The organism is Lelliottia amnigena (genome assembly GCF_019047465.1).
Taxonomy (GTDB): domain Bacteria; phylum Pseudomonadota; class Gammaproteobacteria; order Enterobacterales; family Enterobacteriaceae; genus Enterobacter; species Enterobacter amnigenus.
Window position 1 is genome coordinate 2,581,810 of the sequence record NZ_CP077236.1, and the last position, 20,039, is coordinate 2,601,848.

The window sequence follows — 20,039 nt, forward strand, 5'->3', positions numbered from 1 at the left end:
CCCTGGCCCTCTCGCGCGGGAGAGGGAACAGACATTAAAAAAGGCAACCGAAGTTGCCTTTTTGCTTTTATTTCACATCGTCAGGCAGAGCGTACGCGACAATGTAGTCGCCCATCTTCGTACCAAACGAACCGTGACCGCCCGCAGAGATAACAACATACTGCTTGCCATCCACTTCATAGGTCATCGGCGTCGCTTGTCCACCCGCAGGCAGACGGCCTTGCCACAGTTTTTCACCGTTGCTCATGTTGTATGCACGCAGGTAGTTATCTGCGGTCGCCGCGATGAACAGGACGTTACCTGCGGTGGAAATCGGTCCACCCAGCATCGGCATACCCATATTGAACGGCACTGGAATTGGCATCGGGAACGGCATGCTGTCCTGTGGCGTACCAATACGTTTTTTCCACACAACCTGATTGGTTTTCAGATCCAGCGCGGAAATATAACCCCATGCAGGCTGTTTACACGGCAGGCCAAACGGTGACAGGAACGGGTTCAGCGTCACGCCAAACGGTACGCCGTACTGCGGCTGAATACCCGCTTCTGTACCGCTACCTTTCGCGTCTTTCGGCTGTTCCATTGGATTACCCGGACCGCGTGGGATCAGCTTAGAGACGAACGGCAACGCCATTGGGTTAGCGATCGCTACCTGACGGTTAGGATCAACCGAAATTCCGCCCCATTCGAACATCCCCAGGTTCCCCGGGAAGACCAGCGTGCCCTGCTCAGACGGCGGCGTGAAGATGCCTTCATAGCGCAGCTGATGGAACATCACGCGGCACACCAGCTGGTCGAACATGGTGGCGCCCCACATATCGGCACCGGTCAGATCTTTCTTCGGACGGAAGCTCAGATCCGAGAAAGGCTGCGTTTTAGTGACGTAATCACCTTTGGCTGCACCTTGCGGAACCGGTTTTTCCGGCGCTGGAACCACCAGTTTGCCGTTGGTACGGTCGAGTACAAAGATGTTGCCGGTTTTCGCCGGGGCATAAATCACCGGAACGGTTTTGCCGTTAACGGTGATATCTGCAAGCGTCGGCTGGGACGGCATATCCATATCCCACAGGTCGTGGTGTACGGTCTGATAGCTCCAGGCCAGTTTCCCGGTCGTTGCATTCAGCGCCACGATGGCGCTGGCGTAACGTTCCTGCTCTGGGGTACGGTTACCGCCCCAGATATCCGGGGTGGTCACACCCATCGGCAGATACACCAGATCCAGCTTCGCGTCATACGCCGCAGGCGCCCAGGAGTTCGGCGAGTTGAAGGTGAACGTGTGTTCATCCGCCGGAATCGCGTTAGGATCTTTCGCGCCCGGATCGAAGGCCCACAGCAGTTTGCCCGTGTTAACGTCGAAACCACGGATCACACCGGACGTTTCGCGAGTCGAGAAGTTATCCGTGACCGAACCTGCGATCACAATCGTTTTATCGGTGATAATCGGCGGGGAGGTCGGTTCATACAGACCCGGCGTGGTATCCGGCATATTGGTCTGCAGATTCAGAATGCCTTTGTTGCCAAAGGTTTCGCACAGCTTGCCGGTTTCGGCGTTAATGGCGAACAGTCGGCCATCGTTGACCGGCAGCATGATGCGACGCGGGCAATCGGCCACCACTTCCGGGCTGGCATTATCCGCACGGGCTTCGTGATAGGACACGCCACGGCAGGTAATATGCTGGAAGGACGGATTAGAATTAAGCTGCGGGTCGAAGTGCCATTTCTCTTTACCGGTAGCGGCATCAAGCGCGAACAGACGCTGGTGCGCGGTACACAGGTAAAGCATGTTGCCCACTTTGATCGGCGTCACTTCGTTGGTCAGTTCGCCCGGATCGTTTGGCTGCTTCAGGTCGCCAGTGCGGAACACCCAGGCTTCCTTCAGGTTTTTAACGTTATCGGCGTTGATTTGCTTCAGCGGAGAATAACGTTGGCCTTCCTGGTTGCGGCCATAAGCCGGCCAGTCACCGTCTGCAACGTCAGAGATTGCCGCAGCGGGTGTGGAATCTGCGCTCAGCGTGCCTTTCACTTCCTGCGGATCGTTAAATCCAGCCCAGGTTAGCATGCCGCCCGTAATCAGCAGGGAAACCACCAGCGCGGCAACCGCACCGCTGGAAGGAACCCTCAGGCGACGCCAGACGAATGGCAGGATCAGCCAAATCCCAAAGAAGACCAGGATGTCGCTGCGCGGCGTCAGCGCCCAGAAGTCGAAGCCAACTTCCCAGACTCCCCAAATCATTGTGACAAGAAGCAGTGCAGCATAGAGCCACAGTGCGGATCGTTTACCCTTTAAGAGCAGAACGGTTACGCCAACCATAACCAGGCCCGCAATCGGGTAATACCAGGAGCCGCCTAATGCGACCAGCCAGACGCCACCGATTAACAGATAGAGTGCGCAAAACGCTGCGAACGCTGCTGTTAATGTCACCAGTAGACGCGACTGTTGAACTTTTGTTTCAGCCATAGAAAAGTACTCTTCAGTTTTGTTAAAATTTTGATAGCAATTAATTATAGGTATTAACAAGTGTGATCGGAATCACAAATTGAGCTTTTAACAACTCATGCGCCAGGCCAATCCATTTGCTGGTATACTGCAGGGCTTGTGAATCAATGCCGGACGCCAGGGCATCCTCATTGATAGATTGGTTTTAAAATCATACGGTTAGTAAAATGAAACATACTGTTGAAGTGATGATCCCGGAAGCGGAGATCAAAGCGCGTATCGCTGAACTGGGTCGTCAAATCACCGAGCGTTATCAGGACAGCGGCAGCGAAATGGTGCTGGTGGGTCTGCTGCGCGGCTCCTTCATGTTCATGGCAGACCTGTGCCGCGAAGTGCAGGTGTCCCACGAAGTCGATTTTATGACCGCCTCCAGCTACGGCAGCGGCATGTCGACCACGCGTGATGTGAAAATCCTGAAAGACCTGGATGAAGATATTCGTGGCAAAGATGTGTTAATCGTTGAGGACATCATCGACTCCGGTAACACCTTGTCTAAAGTGCGCGAAATCCTGAGCCTGCGTGGGCCAAAATCGCTGGCGATTTGCACCCTGCTGGATAAACCCTCGCGTCGTGAAGTCGACGTTCCGGTGGAATTTATCGGCTTCTCGATTCCGGATGAGTTCGTGGTGGGTTACGGCATTGATTATGCGCAGCGTTATCGCCATCTGCCGTATGTCGGCAAAGTCGTGTTGCTGGACGAGTAAACGAAGAAAAGTAAAAGCCGGGTCACGCCCGGTTTTTGCACGCTTATTTATGATTGACGTGTTTTTTTGTCAGGTTAGACACACCCTGACGATAGCGTTGTTCAAGCGTTTCGCGGTTAGTCGCGGTAACTTCCAGATTGCGCAGCAACCCGTCATGAATACCGTATGCCCAGCCATGAACTGACACCTTCTGCCCGCGCTTCCACGCTGAACGCATAATGGTCGAGTGTCCTAAGTTGTACACTTGTTCCATCACGTTAAGTTCACATAGCGTGTCCAGACGACGTTCCTGCGGCATTTCACCCAGCAGTGAACTATGTTTGAACCAGATATCGCGAATGTGCAGTAGCCAATTATCGATCAAACCCAGTTCCGGATTTTCGATTGCTGCCTGTACGCCACCGCAGCCGTAGTGGCCGCAAATAATAATATGTTCAACTTCCAGAACGTCCACGGCGTACTGAACAACGGACAGGCAGTTGAGATCGGTGTGAATCACCAGGTTTGCAACGTTACGGTGAACGAACAGTTCGCCGGGTTCAAGACCTGTCAGGCGTTCTGCCGGGACGCGGCTGTCGGAACATCCAATCCATAGAAAGCGCGGGTTCTGCGCTTGCGCCAGTTTTTCGAAAAATCCCGGATCCTCTTCTATCAGCATTTTTGACCATAGTGCATTGTTGCTGATGAGTGTATCTATGTCATTCATAGAGGTTAACGACCTGTAACCGAGTAATAGCGTTGCGCTAATATAGGGTAACTCGACTTTTATTGAAACCACACAACGTGTGTCAGAACTATAGGTAAGCTTATTTCATGACAATTGCACTGGAGCTTGAGCAGCTTAAAAAAGTCTATCCGGGCGGCGTCCAGGCGCTACGCGGGATCGATCTGAAAGTGGAGGCCGGGGATTTTTATGCCCTGCTGGGGCCGAACGGCGCGGGGAAATCCACCACCATCGGTATTATCAGCTCGCTGGTAAACAAATCTTCCGGCAAAGTCGCGGTGTTCGGATATGACCTGGAAAAAGACGTGGTCAACGCCAAACGCCAACTGGGGCTGGTGCCGCAGGAGTTTAACTTCAACCCCTTTGAAACCGTGCAGCAGATTGTGGTCAATCAGGCGGGGTACTACGGCGTCGAGCGCCATGACGCGGTCGCGCGTAGCGAAAAGTATTTAAAACAGCTCGATCTGTGGGAAAAACGCGACGAACGTGCGCGCATGTTATCCGGCGGGATGAAGCGTCGTTTGATGATCGCTCGTGCGCTGATGCACGAACCCAAGCTGCTGATCCTTGATGAGCCAACTGCGGGCGTGGATATCGAACTTCGCCGCTCAATGTGGGGCTTTTTGAAGGATTTAAACGATAAAGGCACCACGATTATTCTGACAACGCATTACCTTGAAGAAGCCGAAATGCTCTGTCGTAACATCGGTATCATCCAGCACGGTGAACTGGTGGAAAATACCTCGATGAAAAATCTGCTCTCCAAGCTGAAGTCGGAAACCTTCATCCTCGATCTGGCATCGAAAAGCCCGCTGCCAACGCTAGAAGGCTACCAGTATCGTCTGGTGGATACGTCGACGCTGGAAGTGGAAGTTCTGCGTGAGCAGGGTATTAACAGCGTGTTTTCACAGCTGAGCGCGCAGGGCGTGCAGGTATTGAGTATGCGAAACAAAGCCAACCGACTGGAAGAACTGTTCGTCTCGCTGGTCCATGATAAAAGAGGAGAGCAGGCATGACGCATCTTTACTGGGTGGCGCTGAAAAGTATCTGGGCGAAAGAAATTAACCGCTTTATGCGCATCTGGATCCAGACGCTGGTCCCGCCCGTGATCACCATGACGCTGTATTTCATCATCTTCGGTAATCTGATTGGTTCCCGTATTGGCGAAATGCATGGTTTCACCTACATGCAATTCATTGTCCCAGGTTTAATCATGATGGCGGTGATCACCAACGCGTACGCGAACGTGGCGTCGTCGTTCTTTAGCGCCAAATTCCAGCGAAACATTGAAGAGCTGCTGGTCGCGCCGGTTCCTACGCACGTGATTATCGCCGGATATGTTGGCGGTGGTGTGGCGCGTGGCCTGTGTGTTGGCATTCTGGTGACGGCCATTTCACTGTTCTTTGTACCGTTCCAGGTACATTCGTGGTTGTTCGTTGCGTTAACGTTGCTGATGACGGCGATTCTGTTCTCGTTAGCGGGTCTCTTGAACGCCGTATTTGCGACCACGTTTGATGATATCAGCCTGATCCCCACCTTCGTGTTAACGCCGCTGACCTATCTCGGCGGGGTGTTCTATTCGCTGACGCTGCTGCCGCCATTCTGGCAGGCGCTGTCGCACCTGAACCCGATTGTTTACATGATCAGCGGCTTCCGCTTTGGTTTCCTCGGTATCACGGACGTGCCGCTGTTCACCACTGTCGCGGTTCTGGGCGTCTTTATCATCGCTTTCTACATTTTGTGTTGGTATCTGATCCAGCGTGGGCGCGGTCTGCGCAGCTAAGCTCACTATCCCGGCAGTACTGAGTCTGCCGGGACATTTTCTTGACTGTTATCACCGTAAACTCATCGTCACTCCGCTAAACTACTCGTCTGCTAAGGAGAGACGCTATGCTGGGTTGGGTGATTACCTGTCATGATGACAACGCTCAGGCTTTTCTCGAACGCCTGGAGAAGAATTTTGGTCCGCTGCCACAATGTCTCGCGGTCAACTACTGGCCTGGGCTGAGCACCAATATGCTCAGTCGTATGATGTGTGATGCCCAGCATCAAACGGATACGGGCGAGGGTGTGATTTTCCTCACCGACAAATCCGGTGCGGCACCCTATCGTGCGGCCGCATTGTTGAGCCATAAGCATGAAAATTGCGAAGTCATTTCCGGCATTAATTATGAGCTACTCGAAATGATGTATCCGCTACGGGAAACGCTTAGCAGCGCTGAATTTCGCGATATGATTGTCGGACAGGAGATCCCCGGTGTAAGCAGCCTGTGGCATCAGCAACAGAAAAACCCGCCTTTTGTCCTGCTGCACGACCTGTATAAGAATTAAACATTGGTATTGATGCCGCTTTTGTTACAATAACGCCAGTTTTCCGCTTCGACACAAACCTCATGCTCACGCGTATCATTTTCCTGCTTTTGCTACTGGTATCCGGCGGCGTTTCTGCCAGTTTATTAAGCCAGCAAGGCTTACCCGCTCAGTACATGCAAACCACCGAAGATGCGGCCATCTGGGCGCAGGTGGGGAATAATGTCGTTAACGTCGGCAACGTTCGTGCAGGACAGATTATTGCCGTGGTCCCGACCAATGCTGATTACTACGAATTTCGTTTTGGCTTTGGGACGGGATTTATCGATAAGGGCCATCTCGAAAACGTGCAGGGCAAACAGCGCGTTGAAGATAGCCTCGGCGATCTGAATAAGCCCCTGAGCAATCAGAATTTAATCACCTGGAAAGACACTCCGGTCTATAACGCCCCAAACAACGGCAGCGCGCCTTTCGGGACGCTCAGTGACAATCTGCGCTACCCCATTCTGAATAAACTTAAAGACCGTCTGAACCAAACCTGGTTTCAAATCCGCATCGGCAATCGGCTGGCGTGGGTGAGCAGTCTGGATGCGCAGGAAGACAGCGGTATTCCGGTTATCACGTATCACCATATTTTGCATGATGAAGAGAATACCCGCTTTCGCCACACCTCAACCACCACAAGCGTGCGTGCATTCAATAACCAGATGACCTGGCTGCGCGATCAGGGCTATACCACGTTGACGATGTACCAGCTCGAAGGGTATGTGCGTAACAAAATGAACCTCCCGGCACGTGCGGTGGTGATTACGTTCGACGATGGTCTGAAGTCGGTCAGCCGCTACGCCTGGCCGATCCTGAAGGAGTACGGCTTCAAGGCGACGGCATTTATTATTTCATCGCGCATTAAAGGCCATCCCCAGAAATGGGACCCGAAATCGCTGCAGTTTATGAGCGTATCGGAACTGAAAGAGATTCAGGATGTGTTTGATATTCAGTCTCACACCCATTTCTTACACCGTGTAGATGCCAATAAACACCCAATTTTATTGAGCCGCAGCTACCACGTCATTTTGTTCGATTTTGAACGCTCACGACGCGCGCTGGCACAGTTCAACCCCCGCGTCCTGTATCTCTCGTATCCGTTCGGCGGCTATGATGATAAAGCGGTGAAAGCGGCTAACGATGCGGGTTTTCATTTGGCGGTGACGACGGTGAAAGGGAAGGTGAAGCCGGGAGATAATCCGTTCTTACTGAAACGTTTATATATTCTGAGGACGGATTCGTTAGAGACCATGTCGCGGCTGATCAGTAATCAGCCGCAAGGGTAAATCAGGCAACCTGAACGGGAATGGCTTTTGCCGTACGTTTCATTTCATTGTCGCCTTCGAAATAGGCCACTTTCGGTTGCCAGCGACGCGCTTCTTCGTCAGACATCATGACAAAGCTGGCGATGATCACAATGTCACCCACGGACGCGCAGTGTGCGGCCGCACCGTTGACAGAGATAATTTTGGAGCCGCGCTCGCCTGCAATCGCATAGGTTGAGAAGCGGTTGCCGTTAGTGACGTTCCAGATATCAATCGCTTCGTTTTCAAGAATTCCGGCTGCGTCGAGAAAATCCTGATCAATCGCACAGGAGCCTTCATAGTGCAGATCGGCCTGAGTGACTTTTACGCGGTGAAGCTTACCTTGCAGCATTTTGCGAATCATTACGTCTACCTTTAATCATCATGCTTTACCCTCTCAAGGCCGAGAGGGCAGGGTGAAGGGATATTTCCCAGGCAAATATCGGCGCAGTATTGCCCGATTTTTAGTCGGTGTCTACTGCGTCAGCTCAACCACTTTATTGTCGATCAGGCGCGCCTGACCGAGCCACGCTGCGACCAGAATCACCGCGCGTTTGCTGGTGTCTGAAAGCTCCACCAGCGTATCGGCGTCACGAATTTGGATATCGTCGGCGCGCAAACCTTTGTCGTTCAACTCTTGCTCGGCCAGCGCGACAATCTCTTCTGTTGTTAGCTCTTTAGCCTTTAGCTGTTCCGCCATCGCATTCATCACTTTGCACAGACCCGGTGCGATTTTACGCTGGTCGGCAGTCAGATAACCATTACGCGAGCTGAGCGCCAGCCCGTCTTTGGCGCGAACAATCGGCACGCCCACGATCTCAATGTCGTAGCCCATATCGGCCACCATTTTGCGGATCAGCGCCAGCTGCTGAAAATCTTTCTCGCCGAAGCAGGCGATATCCGGCTGGACCAGGTTGAACAGCTTGCTGACAATCGTTGAAACGCCACGGAAATGCCCAGGGCGGCTGGCACCCTCAAGCATGGTCGAAATCCCCGGAACGTCGACATAGGTTGCGCCCTCTGTCCCCTGCGGATAGATATCCGAAGGCGCAGGGGAGAAGACGAAATCAACGTGGCGTTTTTTGAGCTTTTCGCAATCTTCCTGCAGCGTGCGCGGATAGCGCGCCAGATCGTCGGCACGGTCGAACTGCATTGGGTTGACGAAAATACTGACCACGACCACATCAGCACGGGCTCTTGCTTCGTCGACCAGTTTCATATGGCCGTCGTGGAGATTGCCCATGGTTGGCACCAGGGCGATGCGTTTACCTTCCTGACGCAGGCGACGAATGTGCTGGCGCAACAGCGGCAGGGTTTCAATGATTAGCACAACGAGACTCCTTAATGGAAACTGTGTTCTTCACCCGGGTAAACACCGGATTCGACGTCGGCAATATACTGCCTGACTGCGGCGCGCATGTCGCCCGCTTCACTGAGGAAATTCTTCGCGAATTTGGGAATGTGGCCGCCGGTAATGCCAAAGGCATCATGCATCACCAGAATCTGCCCGTCGGTAACGTTACCTGCGCCAATCCCGATGACCGGGATCGTGAGCGCGTCGGTCACGCGTTTTGCCAGCTCAACGGGCACGCATTCCAGCACTAACAGCTGAATACCCGCGGCTTCCAGCGCCAGGGCATCATCAAGCAGGATCTGTCCCGCATCGCCCCGGCCCTGAACTTTGTAGCCACCAAAGACATTCACAGACTGCGGCGTGAGCCCCAGATGCCCGCACACGGGCACGGCGCGTTCGGTCAGCATTTTGACGGTATCAACCAGCCACGCACCGCCTTCAATTTTGACCATGTTAGCACCCGCGCGCATCACTGCAGCAGCATTCTCAAATGCCTGCTCTGGCGTGGCGTAACCCATAAACGGCAAATCAGACAGCAGCAGGCAGTGAGGTGCCCCGCGACGAACAGCGTGTGTGTGATAAGCAATGTCGTCTACCGTCACTGGCAGAGTGGAATCATGTCCTTGTACCGTCATCCCTAACGAATCGCCGACCAGCATGACGTTTATCCCTTCTTCAGCAAACAGTTTTGCAAAACTGAAGTCGTAGGCCGTGATCGTGGCGAAGCGTTTTTTTTCCTGTTTGCATTTCTGCAGTAAGGAGATGGTGGTTGGTTTCATAATGTTTCCTGATGGCCCAAAGCGATTCTTTGCGCATTCTAACAGTAACATTCGGGGGAACAATGATTTTAGGCAACCGATTAATCACAAATCAGGGAGAGAAAATCGGCAGAAAAGAGGATTACCAGAGCGCGGGTTTTTTGGCGTTAAGCTGCTGCAATACGGCCTGTAACGAGGTGCCATCGGGGAAGGTGAGGGCGGGGGCGACTTCAAGCAGCGGCCAGAGCATAAAACCACGATTTTTCATGTCGTAATGCGGAACGGTCAGGCGTTCGGTCTGGATGATCTCATCGCCAAAAAGCATGATGTCGAGATCCAGCGTGCGCGGTCCCCAGCGTTCATCTTTACGGACACGCCCCTGTTGTAGCTCAATGCGCTGGGTATTATCCAGCAGCGTTTCGGCGTCAAGCGCGGTGTCCAGCACCACGGCAGCGTTCAGATAATCGGGTTGATCCTGTGGGCCCAGCGGCGGCGTGCGGTAATACGCAGAAACCGCCATCACGCGGCTCTGTTTGATATCAGCCAGCGCCTGAACGGCAGCATTCACCTGATCCAATGGAGAGGCCAGATTGCTGCCGATGGCGATGTAAGCGAGGGTCATGCACTGCCCTGGCGCGGTGCGCGCTTGCGTGGGCGGCGATGACGACGGCGCGGTTCTGGCTCTTCGTCGAGATTCGTGAGCATCCCTTTTTGTTCCGGCGGTGCTGAGACCTGGAACTCGCCCCACCACTGCACCAGACTTTGCAGCTCTTTATTGTTTTCAATCTCAGCACGCAGCGCCAGCAGATCGTACGCCGCGCGGAATTTTGGATGCTCCATCAGCTTCCAGGCGCGCTTGCCCTGACGGCGAGACATACGCAACTGCAACTGCCAGATATCACGAACCAGCGTAGTGATGCGTTTCGGGATCGCCAGAGTACGGCAGGCCTCGTCGAGCACATCATTCGCGGCAAGCGCAAAGGCATCGTAATAGGCCAGCCCGCTTTCCTGGGCAATTTTCTGCGCGGTTTCCAGTAGTGGATACCAGAACATCGCCGCAAACAGGAATGCCGGATTGACGCGCATATCATTGTGAATGCGGGTGTCTGTGTTTTTCAGCACCTGCGCAATGATGCGCTCCATCGGGCTATCACCGCTTTCGGTAAAGTAGCGAACGATGGACGGGAACAGCGGCTGGAACAGGCTATTTTCACGCAGCAGTTTATAGGTTTCGTAACCATAACCCGCCTGCAGTAGTTTCAGCACTTCTTCAAACAGACGCGCAGGAGGCACATCGTTGATGAGCGTCGCCAGGCGCGGGATCGGTTCTGCCGTTTCGGCGCTGATCTGCATGTTCAGCTTGGCGGCGAAACGCACGGCGCGCAGCATGCGCACCGGATCTTCGCGGTAGCGCGTTTCAGGATTACCAATCAGACGAATCACGCCCTCTTTCAGATCCTTTACGCCACCCACGAAATCACGCACCGAAAAATCGGCCACGCTGTAGTAAAGGCTGTTGATGGTGAAATCGCGACGCTGGGCGTCTTCTTCGATAGAACCAAAAATGTTGTCGCGCAGCAGCATGCCGTTCTGGCCGCGCTGCGAGGTGGTACGATCCGCTGGCGCGCCCGCTTCGTGATGGCCACGGAACGTCGCCACCTCGATGATTTCTGGGCCAAACATGACGTGAGCGAGACGGAATCGACGGCCCACCAGGCGACAGTTACGGAATAACTTGCGCACCTGTTCAGGCGTGGCGCTGGTCGTCACGTCAAAATCTTTCGGTTTTTGGCCGAGCAGTAAATCGCGAACCCCACCGCCCACGAGATAGGCCTCATAGCCTGCTTTATTCAGACGATAGAGCACCTTGAGGGCATTTTCACTGATATCTTTGCGGGAAATAGTGTGCTGCTCACGCGGAATAACCGACATATGGGATTGAGCAATAGCGTCATTCGCTACGCTTTCATCGCGGCTTAGCACCTTACGGCAAAAATTAGCAACTCGAGTAAAAATAGTACACCTCGTAGTGTGTTTTGTTATGAAAAAAGCGGCTAATCATAGCTCAGCAAGATGCGTTTGAGAATGCTGGATTTTAGGCACCGCCGATAGCACCCAATTATCAATGGATATTTTCAGTAATTCATCAAGACGTAAATCCTGCCATTCGCTTGTGACATTCTGATTCAGAAATCGCAGCGCGTCGATCAAAACAGGTCGTGGATCGCCATTTGGCAACGCGGGCGCGTGGTTCTGTTTCGAGAGTTTATTCCCTTGCGCATTCAATGCCAGCGGCAAATGGATATAATCCGGAACGTCCCAGCCGAAGAGTTTATACAGTGAAATTTGACGCACCGTCGGCTCAATCAGATCGGCGCCGCGCACAATTTCCGTCACGCCCTGAAAATGGTCATCCACTACCACGGCCAGGTTATACGCAAATAAACCATCGCGTCGGTGAATAATAAAATCTTCATTCGCCAGGCGTTTATCGGCGTGAATCTCGCCGAGCAGCAAATCATTAAAATGGGTCACGGGTGAATGTTGCAGTAAACGGACGGCGGCGTTTTCGGGACCGTGATTCAGGTGCCGGCAATGACCATCGTACACGCCGCCAGCGCTCTGAATACGTGCGCGGGTACAGGTGCAGTAATATGACAAACCTTTTGAGTGCAGCCACGCCAGGTGTTCGCGATAAGCGTCATGTCGCTGGGATTGCCAGAGAACGTCACCGTCCCAGTTCAGGCCGTAATGTTCCAGCTGATGCAGAATGGTTTTTGCAGCACCGGGAACTTCACGCGGAGGATCAATATCTTCGATACGAACGCGCCAGATGCCGTTATTCGCCCGCGCTTGCAGGTAACTGCCCAGTGCGGCAATAAGCGATCCGAAGTGCAATTCACCGGAGGGGGATGGCGCAAAGCGCCCGATATAGTCTGATTGAGGCATATTCACGGCAGACAAAAAGTAACAAGGCGGGAGAGACTCCCGCCTTTATGATCGTGATAACAGGGCTGGAATTAACCGGCCATCTGCTTTTCGCGGATTTCAGCCAGCGTTTTGCAGTCGATGCACAGATCGGCAGTCGGACGCGCTTCAAGGCGACGAATACCAATTTCTACACCGCAGGATTCGCAGAAGCCGAAATCTTCGTCTTCAACCTTCTTCAGCGTCTTCTCAATCTTCTTGATCAGCTTGCGCTCGCGGTCACGGTTACGCAGTTCGAGGCTGAACTCTTCTTCCTGAGCGGCACGGTCAACCGGGTCCGGGAAGTTTGCTGCTTCGTCCTGCATGTGGGTAACGGTGCGATCGACTTCATCCCTAAGTTGATTACGCCATGCTTCAAGAATACGCTTGAAGTGAGACAGCTGGGCTTCGTTCATATACTCTTCGCCCGGCTTCTCTTGATATGGCTCCACCCCAGCGATGGCGAGAATACTCAGGGACGATGTTTTACGGTTTTGCCCTTCTTGCATGTTGCTTCTCCTTAACACGCACTATCGATCCCCGTGTGGGGGAAAAATCAGGTCGCTATAAATAGCAGATGCTTTTCCGTAAGGCAATTATCTAAACGTAACACTTGACAAGCCTGTGAGGAAAAGCGTATTTGCGCACGCGGCCAGAACACCAAATCGCCATCTTCTAACCCCTTATAACACAACGGGGAGAGTGGACTTCAGAGTCATATTATCGGCAGAAAGTTCAGCTTTATAAGCTAAAATTTCTACCCCCTGCTTTTGTGCCTCATTCAACAATTGTGCGTACTTCGGGTCAATATGACGAGCCGGGGAAAATCGTTCAATGGCTGAATGCAAAACCGCAAACAACAATACGGCGCGCTTCCCCGTCGCCGCAACAGTCATTAACTCTCGCAGATGCTTTTGGCCGCGTAGCGTCACCGCATCCGGAAAGTAGCCATTATCCCTGTCTGCTAACGTCACTGATTTGACTTCAATATAGCACTCAGGGCGATCGTCCGCCTGCAACATAAAATCAATTCTGCTGCCTTCCTCGCCATATTTCACTTCGCCTTTAAGGGAAGCGTAGCCAGTTAACTCCGGGATCGTATTGGTGGTGATGGCTTCTTTGACCAGTTGATTCGCGCGTTGGGTATTCACACAAATAAACGCCCCTTGTTGGGTCTCGGTGATTTCCCAGGTGTGCGCATATTTGCGTTTCAGATTTTCTGACGTGGAGTACCACACCGTATCGCCGGGGGTTGCGCACCCAGTCATTGCCCCAGTATTCGGGCAGTGCAGCGTCAAATGTTCACCCGCAGGCGTCACGACATCCGCCAGAAAACGTTTATAGCGCTGGATAAGCGTGGCGGATTGCAGGGCGGGGCTAAACTTCATCGGAAATCCTTGGTTGTTCGCTCAACGCAAAGCGCTGAAGCGGCGTATATCGGGTGCGTCCGTTTGAGAAAAACGATTCGTAAAGGACGAATTCTGTGACCGAAAACGTCCAGTGAAAGCCTGGTGGCGGGATGGCGACGGCATGGCGGGTGTTTCGCAACAGGGTGATATGAGGATGAAACGGCTGCGGGCTTTGATAGCACCCGCTGCGCGCGGCTTGCGCTCGCAAAAGATTGGCCAACTGCAGTAATCCACGCGGCGGCTGACGCGTTCCCAGCCACACGACGCGGGAACGCAGCCACTGACCGGCGTCATCGAGATTCAGGGTAAAACCCGGCTGAAGGATACGTCCGGCCAGTTTAGCCAGCGCCTGTTGTTTATCCGCGCTGACGTCACCCAAAAAAGCCAGCGTGAGATGTAAATTCGCCGAGGCAACCGGACGTCCGGCGTCCGGTTGGAAATGTTCAGCGCGCCAGCGAACGATTTGCCGCTGTATTTTGGCGGGCGGTTCAATAGCGAAAAACAGGCGTTTCGACTCAGACATACGGGGGACTCGGTAATGATATGCGCCGATGCTACAATGTACGCCGACGAATGTTAACCCTCTGGAGCAGTTAGTGTCCTCATTGCCGGTCGCCGCCGTACTTCCCGAGCTTCTTGCCGCCTTACGCCATGCCCCTCACGTCCTGCTGAACGCGCCTACCGGGGCGGGTAAATCGACGTGGCTGCCGCTACAGATCCTCAAAGAGGGCGATATTTTTGGTAAAATCATTCTGCTGGAACCGCGCAGGCTGGCGGCGCGCAACGTGGCGCAACGCCTGGCCGAACTGCTCGGTGAAAAGCCCGGCGAAACCGTGGGTTATCGTATGCGCGCGGAAACCTGCGTCGGCGCGACGACGCGGCTGGAAGTGGTGACGGAAGGGATCCTGACCCGGATGCTGCAAAACGATCCCGAGCTGAACGGCGTGGGGCTGGTGATCCTTGATGAATTTCATGAGCGCAGCCTGCAAGCCGATCTGGCGCTGGCGCTGCTGCTCGACGTGCAGCAAGGGCTGCGTGAGGATCTCAAGCTGCTGATCATGTCCGCCACGCTCGACAACGAACGGCTGCGACAGATCCTGCCCGATGCGCCGGTCATTTCCTCTGAAGGTCGTGCGTTTCCGGTTGAACGTCGCTATCAAACGTTGCCCGCCCATCAGCGCTTCGATGAAGCGGTTGCTATCGCGACGGCTGAGCTATTGCGCCACGAATCCGGATCATTGCTGCTGTTTTTACCCGGCGTGGGCGAAATCCAGCGCGTTCAGGAGAAGCTGGCTGCGCGCGTGGGCAGCGATGTTGTGCTGTGTCCGCTGTACGGCGCACTTTCTCTGAATGAACAGCGCAAGGCGATACTTCCGCCGCCCGTCGGCCAGCGAAAAGTGGTGCTGGCGACCAATATCGCCGAGACCAGCTTAACCATTGAAGGCATCCGTCTGGTGGTCGATACGGCGCAGGAGCGGGTGGCGAGTTTTGATCCGCGCACCGGACTGACCAAACTGGTGACGCAGCGTATCAGCCAGGCTTCCATGACGCAGCGTGCGGGTCGCGCCGGGCGTCTGGAGGCGGGGATCTGTCTGCATCTCACCAGCGCGGAACAGGCCGAGCGCGCCGTCGCGCAAAGTACGCCAGAAATTTTGCAAAGCGATCTTTCAGGATTGCTCATGGAACTGTTGCAGTGGGGATGCCCCGATCCGGCGCAGCTCTGCTGGCTCGATCGGCCGCCGGTGGTGAATCTGACGGCGGCGCGGCAATTGTTAACGCAACTGGGTGCTCTGGACGGCGATCGGTTAACGCCAGCAGGCCAGAAAATGGCTGCGCTGGGGAACGATCCGCGCCTGGCGGCGATGCTGATTGCCGCGATCGGGGATGATGAGATTGCCACGGCAGCAAAACTTGCCGCCATTCTGGAGGAGCCGCCGCGCGGGGCGAGCAGCGATTTGGCTTCGGCGTTCTCCCGTCATCAGCCGAACTGGCAGCAGCGCGCGCAGCGGCTTTGTCAGCGGCTTAACAGCCGGGGCGGGATGCTGGACAGCGATAAAATCACCGAACTGCTGGCGCAGGCTTTTCCCGACAGGATTGCCCGTCGGCGCGGCCTGGACGGGCGCTATCAGCTTGCAAATGGAATGGGTGCGATGCTGGACAGCGACGATGCGCTGACGCGTCATGAGTGGCTCATCGCGCCGCTGCTGTTGCAGGGCAGTCAGTCGCCCGATGCGCGCATTTTGCAGGCGGTGGCAGTGGATATTGATGCGCTAACGCGCCGTTGCCCGCAACTTTTGCAGCAGTCTGATACCGTTGAGTGGGATGACGCGCAGGGCACCTTAAAGGCGTTTCGCCGCAGCCAGATTGGTCGACTCACGGTAAGCGTTAAGCCGCTGGCAAAGCCGTCAGAAGACGAATTACACCAGGCGATGCTGAACGGTATTCGTGATAAAGGCCTGAACGTCCTGAGCTGGACGCCGGAGGCTGAACAGTATCGATTGCGTTTACACTGCGCGGCGCAGTGGTTGCCGGAATATGACTGGCCTGCGGTTGATGATGAAACGCTGCTGGCCTCACTGGAGACGTGGTTATTGCCCGAAATGCGCGGTGTGCATTCGCTCAAAGCGCTTAAATCTCTGGATGTTAAGACAGCGTTACAGAATTTACTCGACTGGTCATTGCGCCAACGTCTGGATAGAGAGCTTCCTGGGCATTACACTGTGCCGACCGGAAGCCGGATAGCCATTCGTTATCATCAAGATAATCCACCGGCGCTGGCCGTGCGGATGCAGGAGATGTTTGGTGAGTCCGCCACGCCATCCATTGCAGAAGGGCGTGTTCCGCTGGTACTTGAGCTATTATCACCTGCGCATCGTCCGCTGCAAATTACGCGTGATTTAAGCGCGTTCTGGGCCGGAAGCTATCGCGAAGTGCAAAAAGAGATGAAAGGGCGTTATCCAAAGCACGTCTGGCCGGACGATCCGGCAAACACAGCACCGACGAGACGGACGAAAAAATATTCGTAACCGAAGTGGGGAGTGCAGTGTGAAACCCTCACCCCGGCCCTCTTCCTCAGGGAGAGGGGGAAAACACGCAAGACTTTTGCCATTGAAAAGTTTAGGTGTTTATTTTTGAGAGATTTCTTCTTTCACCGCCTGGTGGAAGAAAAGAGAATCGGGCCTTTGCGCCTGACAGTTGCGGAGAAAAAGCATGGCGGGGAATGACCGCGAGCCAATTGGACGTAAGGGTAAACCTGCGCGTCCGGCGAAGGAAAAAGTGAGCCGTCGTCGCCTCAGTGATGAGGATTATGACGATGACTATGAAGACGATGATGAGGATCAAGAACCCATGCCGCGTAAAGGTAAAGGCAAAGGGCGGAAGCCTCGTGGACGACGCGGCTGGTTCTGGCTGCTGCTGAAGCTGTTTATTGTATTTGTTGCCCTGATGGCGATTTACGGTGTGTACCTGGATCAAAAGATCCGCAGCCGTATCGACGGTAAAGTCTGGCAGTTACCGGCGGCGGTATATGGCCGCATGGTGAACCTTGAGCCAGATATGTCCATCAGCAAGAACGAAATGGTCAAACTGCTGGAAGCGACACAGTATCGTCAGGTGACGAAGATGACGCGTCCCGGCGAGTTTACCGTGCAGGCGAAAAGCATCGAGATGATCCGTCGTCCGTTTGATTTCCCGGACAGTAAAGAAGGGCAGGTGCGTGCGCGTCTGACCTTTGACGGCGATCGTCTCGAAACAATCGAGAACCTGGAAAGCAACCGCCAGTTCGGTTTCTTCCGTCTCGATCCGCGCCTGATCACCATGCTCTCTTCACCAAACGGCGAGCAGCGCCTGTTTGTGGCGCGTAACGGCTTCCCGGATCTGCTGGTCGATACGCTGCTGGCGACGGAAGACCGTCATTTCTACGAACACGACGGCGTGAGTTTGTACTCCATCGGTCGTGCGGTGCTGGCGAACCTGACGGCCGGACGCACGGTGCAGGGGGCGAGTACCCTGACGCAGCAGCTGGTTAAAAACCTGTTCCTCTCCAGCGAGCGCTCTTACTGGCGTAAGGCCAACGAAGCGTACATGGCCGTGCTGATGGATGCCCGCTACAGCAAGGATCGTATCCTTGAGCTGTACATGAACGAGGTGTATCTCGGTCAGAGCGGCGATAATGAGATCCGCGGCTTCCCGCTGGCGAGCCTGTACTACTTTGGTCGTCCGGTAGAGGAACTGAGCCTCGATCAGCAAGCGTTGCTGGTGGGCATGGTGAAAGGCGCGTCTATCTATAACCCGTGGCGCAACCCGAAGCTGGCGCTTGAGCGTCGTAATCTGGTCCTGCGTTTGCTGCAACAGCAGCAGGTTATCGATCAGGAACTTTACGAGATGCTGAGTGCGCGTCCGCTGGGCGTTCAGCCGCGCGGTGGGGTAATCTCTCCACAGCCTGCGTTTATGCAGATGGTGCGTCAGGAGCTGCAAACCAAGCTTGGCGATAAGGTGAAAGATCTCTCCGGCGTGAAGATCTTTACCACGTTCGACTCGGTCGCGCAGGACGCCGCTGAGAAAGCCGCAGTTGACGGCATTCCGGTGCTGAAAAAGCAGCGTAAGCTGAGCGATCTGGAAACCGCGATGGTGGTGGTCGATCGTAATTCCGGTGAAGTTCGTGCGATGGTCGGCGGTGCTGAACCGCAATACGCGGGCTACAACCGCGCGATGCAGGCGCGTCGTTCGATTGGTTCTCTGGCAAAACCGGCGACCTATCTGACCGCGCTGAGCCAGCCGAATCAGTATCGACTGAACACCTGGATTGCCGATGCACCGATTGCCCTGCGCCAGCCTAACGGCCAGGTATGGTCGCCGCAGAACGATGATAAACAGTTCAGCGGTCAGGTGATGCTGGTGGATGCGCTAACCCGTTCCATGAACGTGCCGACGGTTAACCTCGGTATGGCGCTGGGTCTGCCTGCGATTACGGACACCTGGCAGAAGCTGGGGGTAGCGAAAGATCAGCTGCATCCGGTGCCGGCGATGATCCTGGGCGCGTTGAACCTAACGCCAATCGAAGTGGCGCAGGCATTCCAGACGATCGCCAGCGGCGGTAACCGCGCTCAGCTCTCTTCTCTGCGTTCGGTTATCGCTGAAGACGGCTCGGTGCTGTATCAGAGCTTCCCGCAGGCGGAGCGCGCGGTGCCTGCGCAGGCCGCGTATATGACGCTGTGGACGATGCAGCAGGTTGTGCAGCGCGGTACGGGTCGCCAGCTTGGCGCGAAATATCCGGGTCTGCATCTGGCGGGTAAAACCGGGACCACCAACAACAACGTCGATACCTGGTTTGCAGGGATTGACGGGCGTGAAGTGGTGATCACCTGGGTTGGCCGCGATAACAACCAGCCGACCAAGCTGTACGGTGCAAGCGGGGCGATGTCGATTTATCAGCGCTATCTGGCTAATCAATCTCCGGTTCCGCTGAACCTGACGACGCCAGAAGATATCGTCGATATGGGCGTGGATGATTCCGGTAACTTCGTTTGCGGCGGCGGGGTGCGTACCTTGCCTGTCTGGACGACCGATCCGGATTCGCTGTGCCAGCAAAACCCAACGCAGCAACCGACGGGTAATCCGTTTGAACAGTCTTCTCAATCTCAGCAGCAGCAGCCGCAGCAACAGCCGCAGCAGCAGAATGAGAAGAAAGACAGCGACGGCGTCGCAGGCTGGATCAAAGATATGTTCGGCAGCAACTAGTCTCGCTCATCCCCCTCCGCAGTGAGGGGGATTTTTCACTTCCGTCATACATTCTTCTAACCTGATTTTCATCTCAGTTTAACCCCGCGTTTCTACTTGTTTAATTCTTAAACCCTCAATTCTTGTAGGGGCGCATATTGCTTGCTATGCCGCCAGCGTTTCGCCTATTATTCTGCGGTCATAATAATAATTCTCGTTTACGTTATCATTCACTCTTTCATCAGAGAT

General features: G+C 54.5%; 18 protein-coding genes. 7 read left to right on the top strand and 11 right to left on the bottom strand.

The window, feature by feature from the left end; genetic code table 11:
• Positions 1 to 67: 67 nt before the first annotated feature.
• The gene (locus I6L74_RS12085; protein ID WP_059180096.1) at positions 68 to 2,458 is read right to left on the bottom strand and encodes a glucose/quinate/shikimate family membrane-bound PQQ-dependent dehydrogenase; all 2,391 of its coding nucleotides are present in this window, start codon (positions 2,456 to 2,458) and stop codon (positions 68 to 70) included.
• Positions 2,459 to 2,664: 206 nt separating this feature from the next.
• On the opposite strand from I6L74_RS12085, the gene hpt reads away from it, so the two are divergent.
• Positions 2,665 to 3,201 carry a hypoxanthine phosphoribosyltransferase gene (gene hpt, locus I6L74_RS12090; protein ID WP_012016081.1) on the top strand — a complete coding sequence of 179 codons (537 nt, stop codon included), beginning with the start codon at positions 2,665 to 2,667 and terminating at the stop codon, positions 3,199 to 3,201.
• Between the two features lie 43 nt (positions 3,202 to 3,244).
• Here the strand turns inward: hpt and can are convergent, their stop codons facing one another.
• Complete coding sequence (gene can / locus I6L74_RS12095; protein ID WP_059180095.1) at positions 3,245 to 3,907, bottom strand: carbonate dehydratase; 663 nt, start codon at positions 3,905 to 3,907, stop codon at positions 3,245 to 3,247.
• A gap of 107 nt (positions 3,908 to 4,014) precedes the next feature.
• Here can and I6L74_RS12100 point away from each other — a divergent pair, with 107 nt between their 5' ends.
• The 4 genes from I6L74_RS12100 to I6L74_RS12115 all read left to right on the top strand — a co-directional run bounded on the left by I6L74_RS12100 (position 4,015) and on the right by I6L74_RS12115 (position 7,566).
• On the top strand, positions 4,015 to 4,941 hold the full coding sequence (locus tag I6L74_RS12100; protein ID WP_059180094.1) for an ABC transporter ATP-binding protein: 927 nt from the start codon (positions 4,015 to 4,017) through the stop codon (positions 4,939 to 4,941).
• The gene (locus I6L74_RS12105; RefSeq protein WP_059180093.1) at positions 4,938 to 5,708 is read left to right on the top strand and encodes an ABC transporter permease; all 771 of its coding nucleotides are present in this window, start codon (positions 4,938 to 4,940) and stop codon (positions 5,706 to 5,708) included. The genes I6L74_RS12100 and I6L74_RS12105 overlap by 4 nt, the downstream gene beginning before the upstream one ends.
• A gap of 107 nt (positions 5,709 to 5,815) precedes the next feature.
• Complete coding sequence (locus I6L74_RS12110) at positions 5,816 to 6,256, top strand: PTS sugar transporter subunit IIA (RefSeq protein WP_059180092.1); 441 nt, start codon at positions 5,816 to 5,818, stop codon at positions 6,254 to 6,256.
• Between the two features lie 62 nt (positions 6,257 to 6,318).
• Complete coding sequence (locus tag I6L74_RS12115; RefSeq protein WP_059180091.1) at positions 6,319 to 7,566, top strand: polysaccharide deacetylase family protein; 1,248 nt, start codon at positions 6,319 to 6,321, stop codon at positions 7,564 to 7,566.
• Between the two features lies 1 nt (position 7,567).
• Here I6L74_RS12115 and panD read toward each other — a convergent pair whose 3' ends face one another.
• The 9 genes from panD to thpR form a co-directional block, all read right to left on the bottom strand.
• Entirely contained in the window at positions 7,568 to 7,948 is a 381-nt protein-coding gene (gene panD / locus I6L74_RS12120; protein WP_012016087.1) for an aspartate 1-decarboxylase, read from the bottom strand.
• 111 nt (positions 7,949 to 8,059) lie between these two features.
• Positions 8,060 to 8,914 carry a pantoate--beta-alanine ligase gene (gene panC / locus I6L74_RS12125; RefSeq protein ID WP_059180090.1) on the bottom strand — a complete coding sequence of 285 codons (855 nt, stop codon included), beginning with the start codon at positions 8,912 to 8,914 and terminating at the stop codon, positions 8,060 to 8,062.
• Between the two features lie 11 nt (positions 8,915 to 8,925).
• On the bottom strand, positions 8,926 to 9,717 hold the full coding sequence (panB, locus tag I6L74_RS12130; protein WP_059180089.1) for a 3-methyl-2-oxobutanoate hydroxymethyltransferase: 792 nt from the start codon (positions 9,715 to 9,717) through the stop codon (positions 8,926 to 8,928).
• A 121-nt stretch (positions 9,718 to 9,838) separates the two neighbouring features.
• On the bottom strand, positions 9,839 to 10,318 hold the full coding sequence (gene folK, locus I6L74_RS12135; protein ID WP_059180088.1) for a 2-amino-4-hydroxy-6-hydroxymethyldihydropteridine diphosphokinase: 480 nt from the start codon (positions 10,316 to 10,318) through the stop codon (positions 9,839 to 9,841).
• Positions 10,315 to 11,712, bottom strand: coding sequence for a polynucleotide adenylyltransferase PcnB (pcnB, locus tag I6L74_RS12140; protein ID WP_072241936.1), 1,398 nt, complete (start codon positions 11,710 to 11,712; stop codon positions 10,315 to 10,317). Before pcnB ends, folK begins: the two co-directional genes overlap by 4 nt.
• A gap of 42 nt (positions 11,713 to 11,754) precedes the next feature.
• Positions 11,755 to 12,645, bottom strand: a complete 891-nt coding sequence (gene gluQRS, locus I6L74_RS12145; RefSeq protein WP_059180236.1) for a tRNA glutamyl-Q(34) synthetase GluQRS — start codon at positions 12,643 to 12,645, stop codon at positions 11,755 to 11,757.
• Between the two features lie 71 nt (positions 12,646 to 12,716).
• Complete coding sequence (dksA, locus tag I6L74_RS12150) at positions 12,717 to 13,172, bottom strand: RNA polymerase-binding protein DksA (protein WP_012016093.1); 456 nt, start codon at positions 13,170 to 13,172, stop codon at positions 12,717 to 12,719.
• A 174-nt stretch (positions 13,173 to 13,346) separates the two neighbouring features.
• A complete protein-coding gene (gene sfsA / locus I6L74_RS12155; RefSeq protein ID WP_059180086.1) occupies positions 13,347 to 14,051 on the bottom strand; it encodes a DNA/RNA nuclease SfsA in 705 nt (234 codons plus the stop codon).
• Positions 14,041 to 14,595 carry an RNA 2',3'-cyclic phosphodiesterase gene (gene thpR, locus I6L74_RS12160; protein WP_059180085.1) on the bottom strand — a complete coding sequence of 185 codons (555 nt, stop codon included), beginning with the start codon at positions 14,593 to 14,595 and terminating at the stop codon, positions 14,041 to 14,043. The genes sfsA and thpR overlap by 11 nt, the downstream gene beginning before the upstream one ends.
• Positions 14,596 to 14,668: 73 nt before the next feature.
• Between thpR and hrpB the strand changes: the two genes are divergently transcribed.
• Both hrpB and mrcB read left to right on the top strand, forming a co-directional pair.
• Positions 14,669 to 17,098: an ATP-dependent helicase HrpB gene (gene hrpB / locus I6L74_RS12165; RefSeq protein WP_059180084.1), complete on the top strand. Its 2,430-nt coding sequence runs from the start codon at positions 14,669 to 14,671 to the stop codon at positions 17,096 to 17,098.
• A 184-nt stretch (positions 17,099 to 17,282) separates the two neighbouring features.
• Positions 17,283 to 19,811: a bifunctional glycosyl transferase/transpeptidase gene (gene mrcB / locus I6L74_RS12170; protein WP_059180082.1), complete on the top strand. Its 2,529-nt coding sequence runs from the start codon at positions 17,283 to 17,285 to the stop codon at positions 19,809 to 19,811.
• Positions 19,812 to 20,039 lie beyond the last annotated feature (228 nt).

Excerpts from the sequence above, each read along its gene's own strand:
- I6L74_RS12085 (WP_059180096.1), bottom strand. The coding sequence starts at position 2,458 with ATGGCTGAAACAAAAGTTCAACAGTCGCGTCTACTGGTGACATTAACA.
- hpt (WP_012016081.1), top strand. The coding sequence starts at position 2,665 with ATGAAACATACTGTTGAAGTGATGATCCCGGAAGCGGAGATCAAAGCG.
- can (WP_059180095.1), bottom strand. The coding sequence starts at position 3,907 with ATGAATGACATAGATACACTCATCAGCAACAATGCACTATGGTCAAAA.
- I6L74_RS12100 (WP_059180094.1), top strand. The coding sequence starts at position 4,015 with ATGACAATTGCACTGGAGCTTGAGCAGCTTAAAAAAGTCTATCCGGGC.
- I6L74_RS12105 (WP_059180093.1), top strand. The coding sequence starts at position 4,938 with ATGACGCATCTTTACTGGGTGGCGCTGAAAAGTATCTGGGCGAAAGAA.
- I6L74_RS12110 (WP_059180092.1), top strand. The coding sequence starts at position 5,816 with ATGCTGGGTTGGGTGATTACCTGTCATGATGACAACGCTCAGGCTTTT.
- I6L74_RS12115 (WP_059180091.1), top strand. The coding sequence starts at position 6,319 with ATGCTCACGCGTATCATTTTCCTGCTTTTGCTACTGGTATCCGGCGGC.
- panD (WP_012016087.1), bottom strand. The coding sequence starts at position 7,948 with ATGATTCGCAAAATGCTGCAAGGTAAGCTTCACCGCGTAAAAGTCACT.
- panB (WP_059180089.1), bottom strand. The coding sequence starts at position 9,717 with ATGAAACCAACCACCATCTCCTTACTGCAGAAATGCAAACAGGAAAAA.
- folK (WP_059180088.1), bottom strand. The coding sequence starts at position 10,318 with ATGACCCTCGCTTACATCGCCATCGGCAGCAATCTGGCCTCTCCATTG.
- gluQRS (WP_059180236.1), bottom strand. The coding sequence starts at position 12,645 with ATGCCTCAATCAGACTATATCGGGCGCTTTGCGCCATCCCCCTCCGGT.
- dksA (WP_012016093.1), bottom strand. The coding sequence starts at position 13,172 with ATGCAAGAAGGGCAAAACCGTAAAACATCGTCCCTGAGTATTCTCGCC.
- sfsA (WP_059180086.1), bottom strand. The coding sequence starts at position 14,051 with ATGAAGTTTAGCCCCGCCCTGCAATCCGCCACGCTTATCCAGCGCTAT.
- thpR (WP_059180085.1), bottom strand. The coding sequence starts at position 14,595 with ATGTCTGAGTCGAAACGCCTGTTTTTCGCTATTGAACCGCCCGCCAAA.
- mrcB (WP_059180082.1), top strand. The coding sequence starts at position 17,283 with ATGGCGGGGAATGACCGCGAGCCAATTGGACGTAAGGGTAAACCTGCG.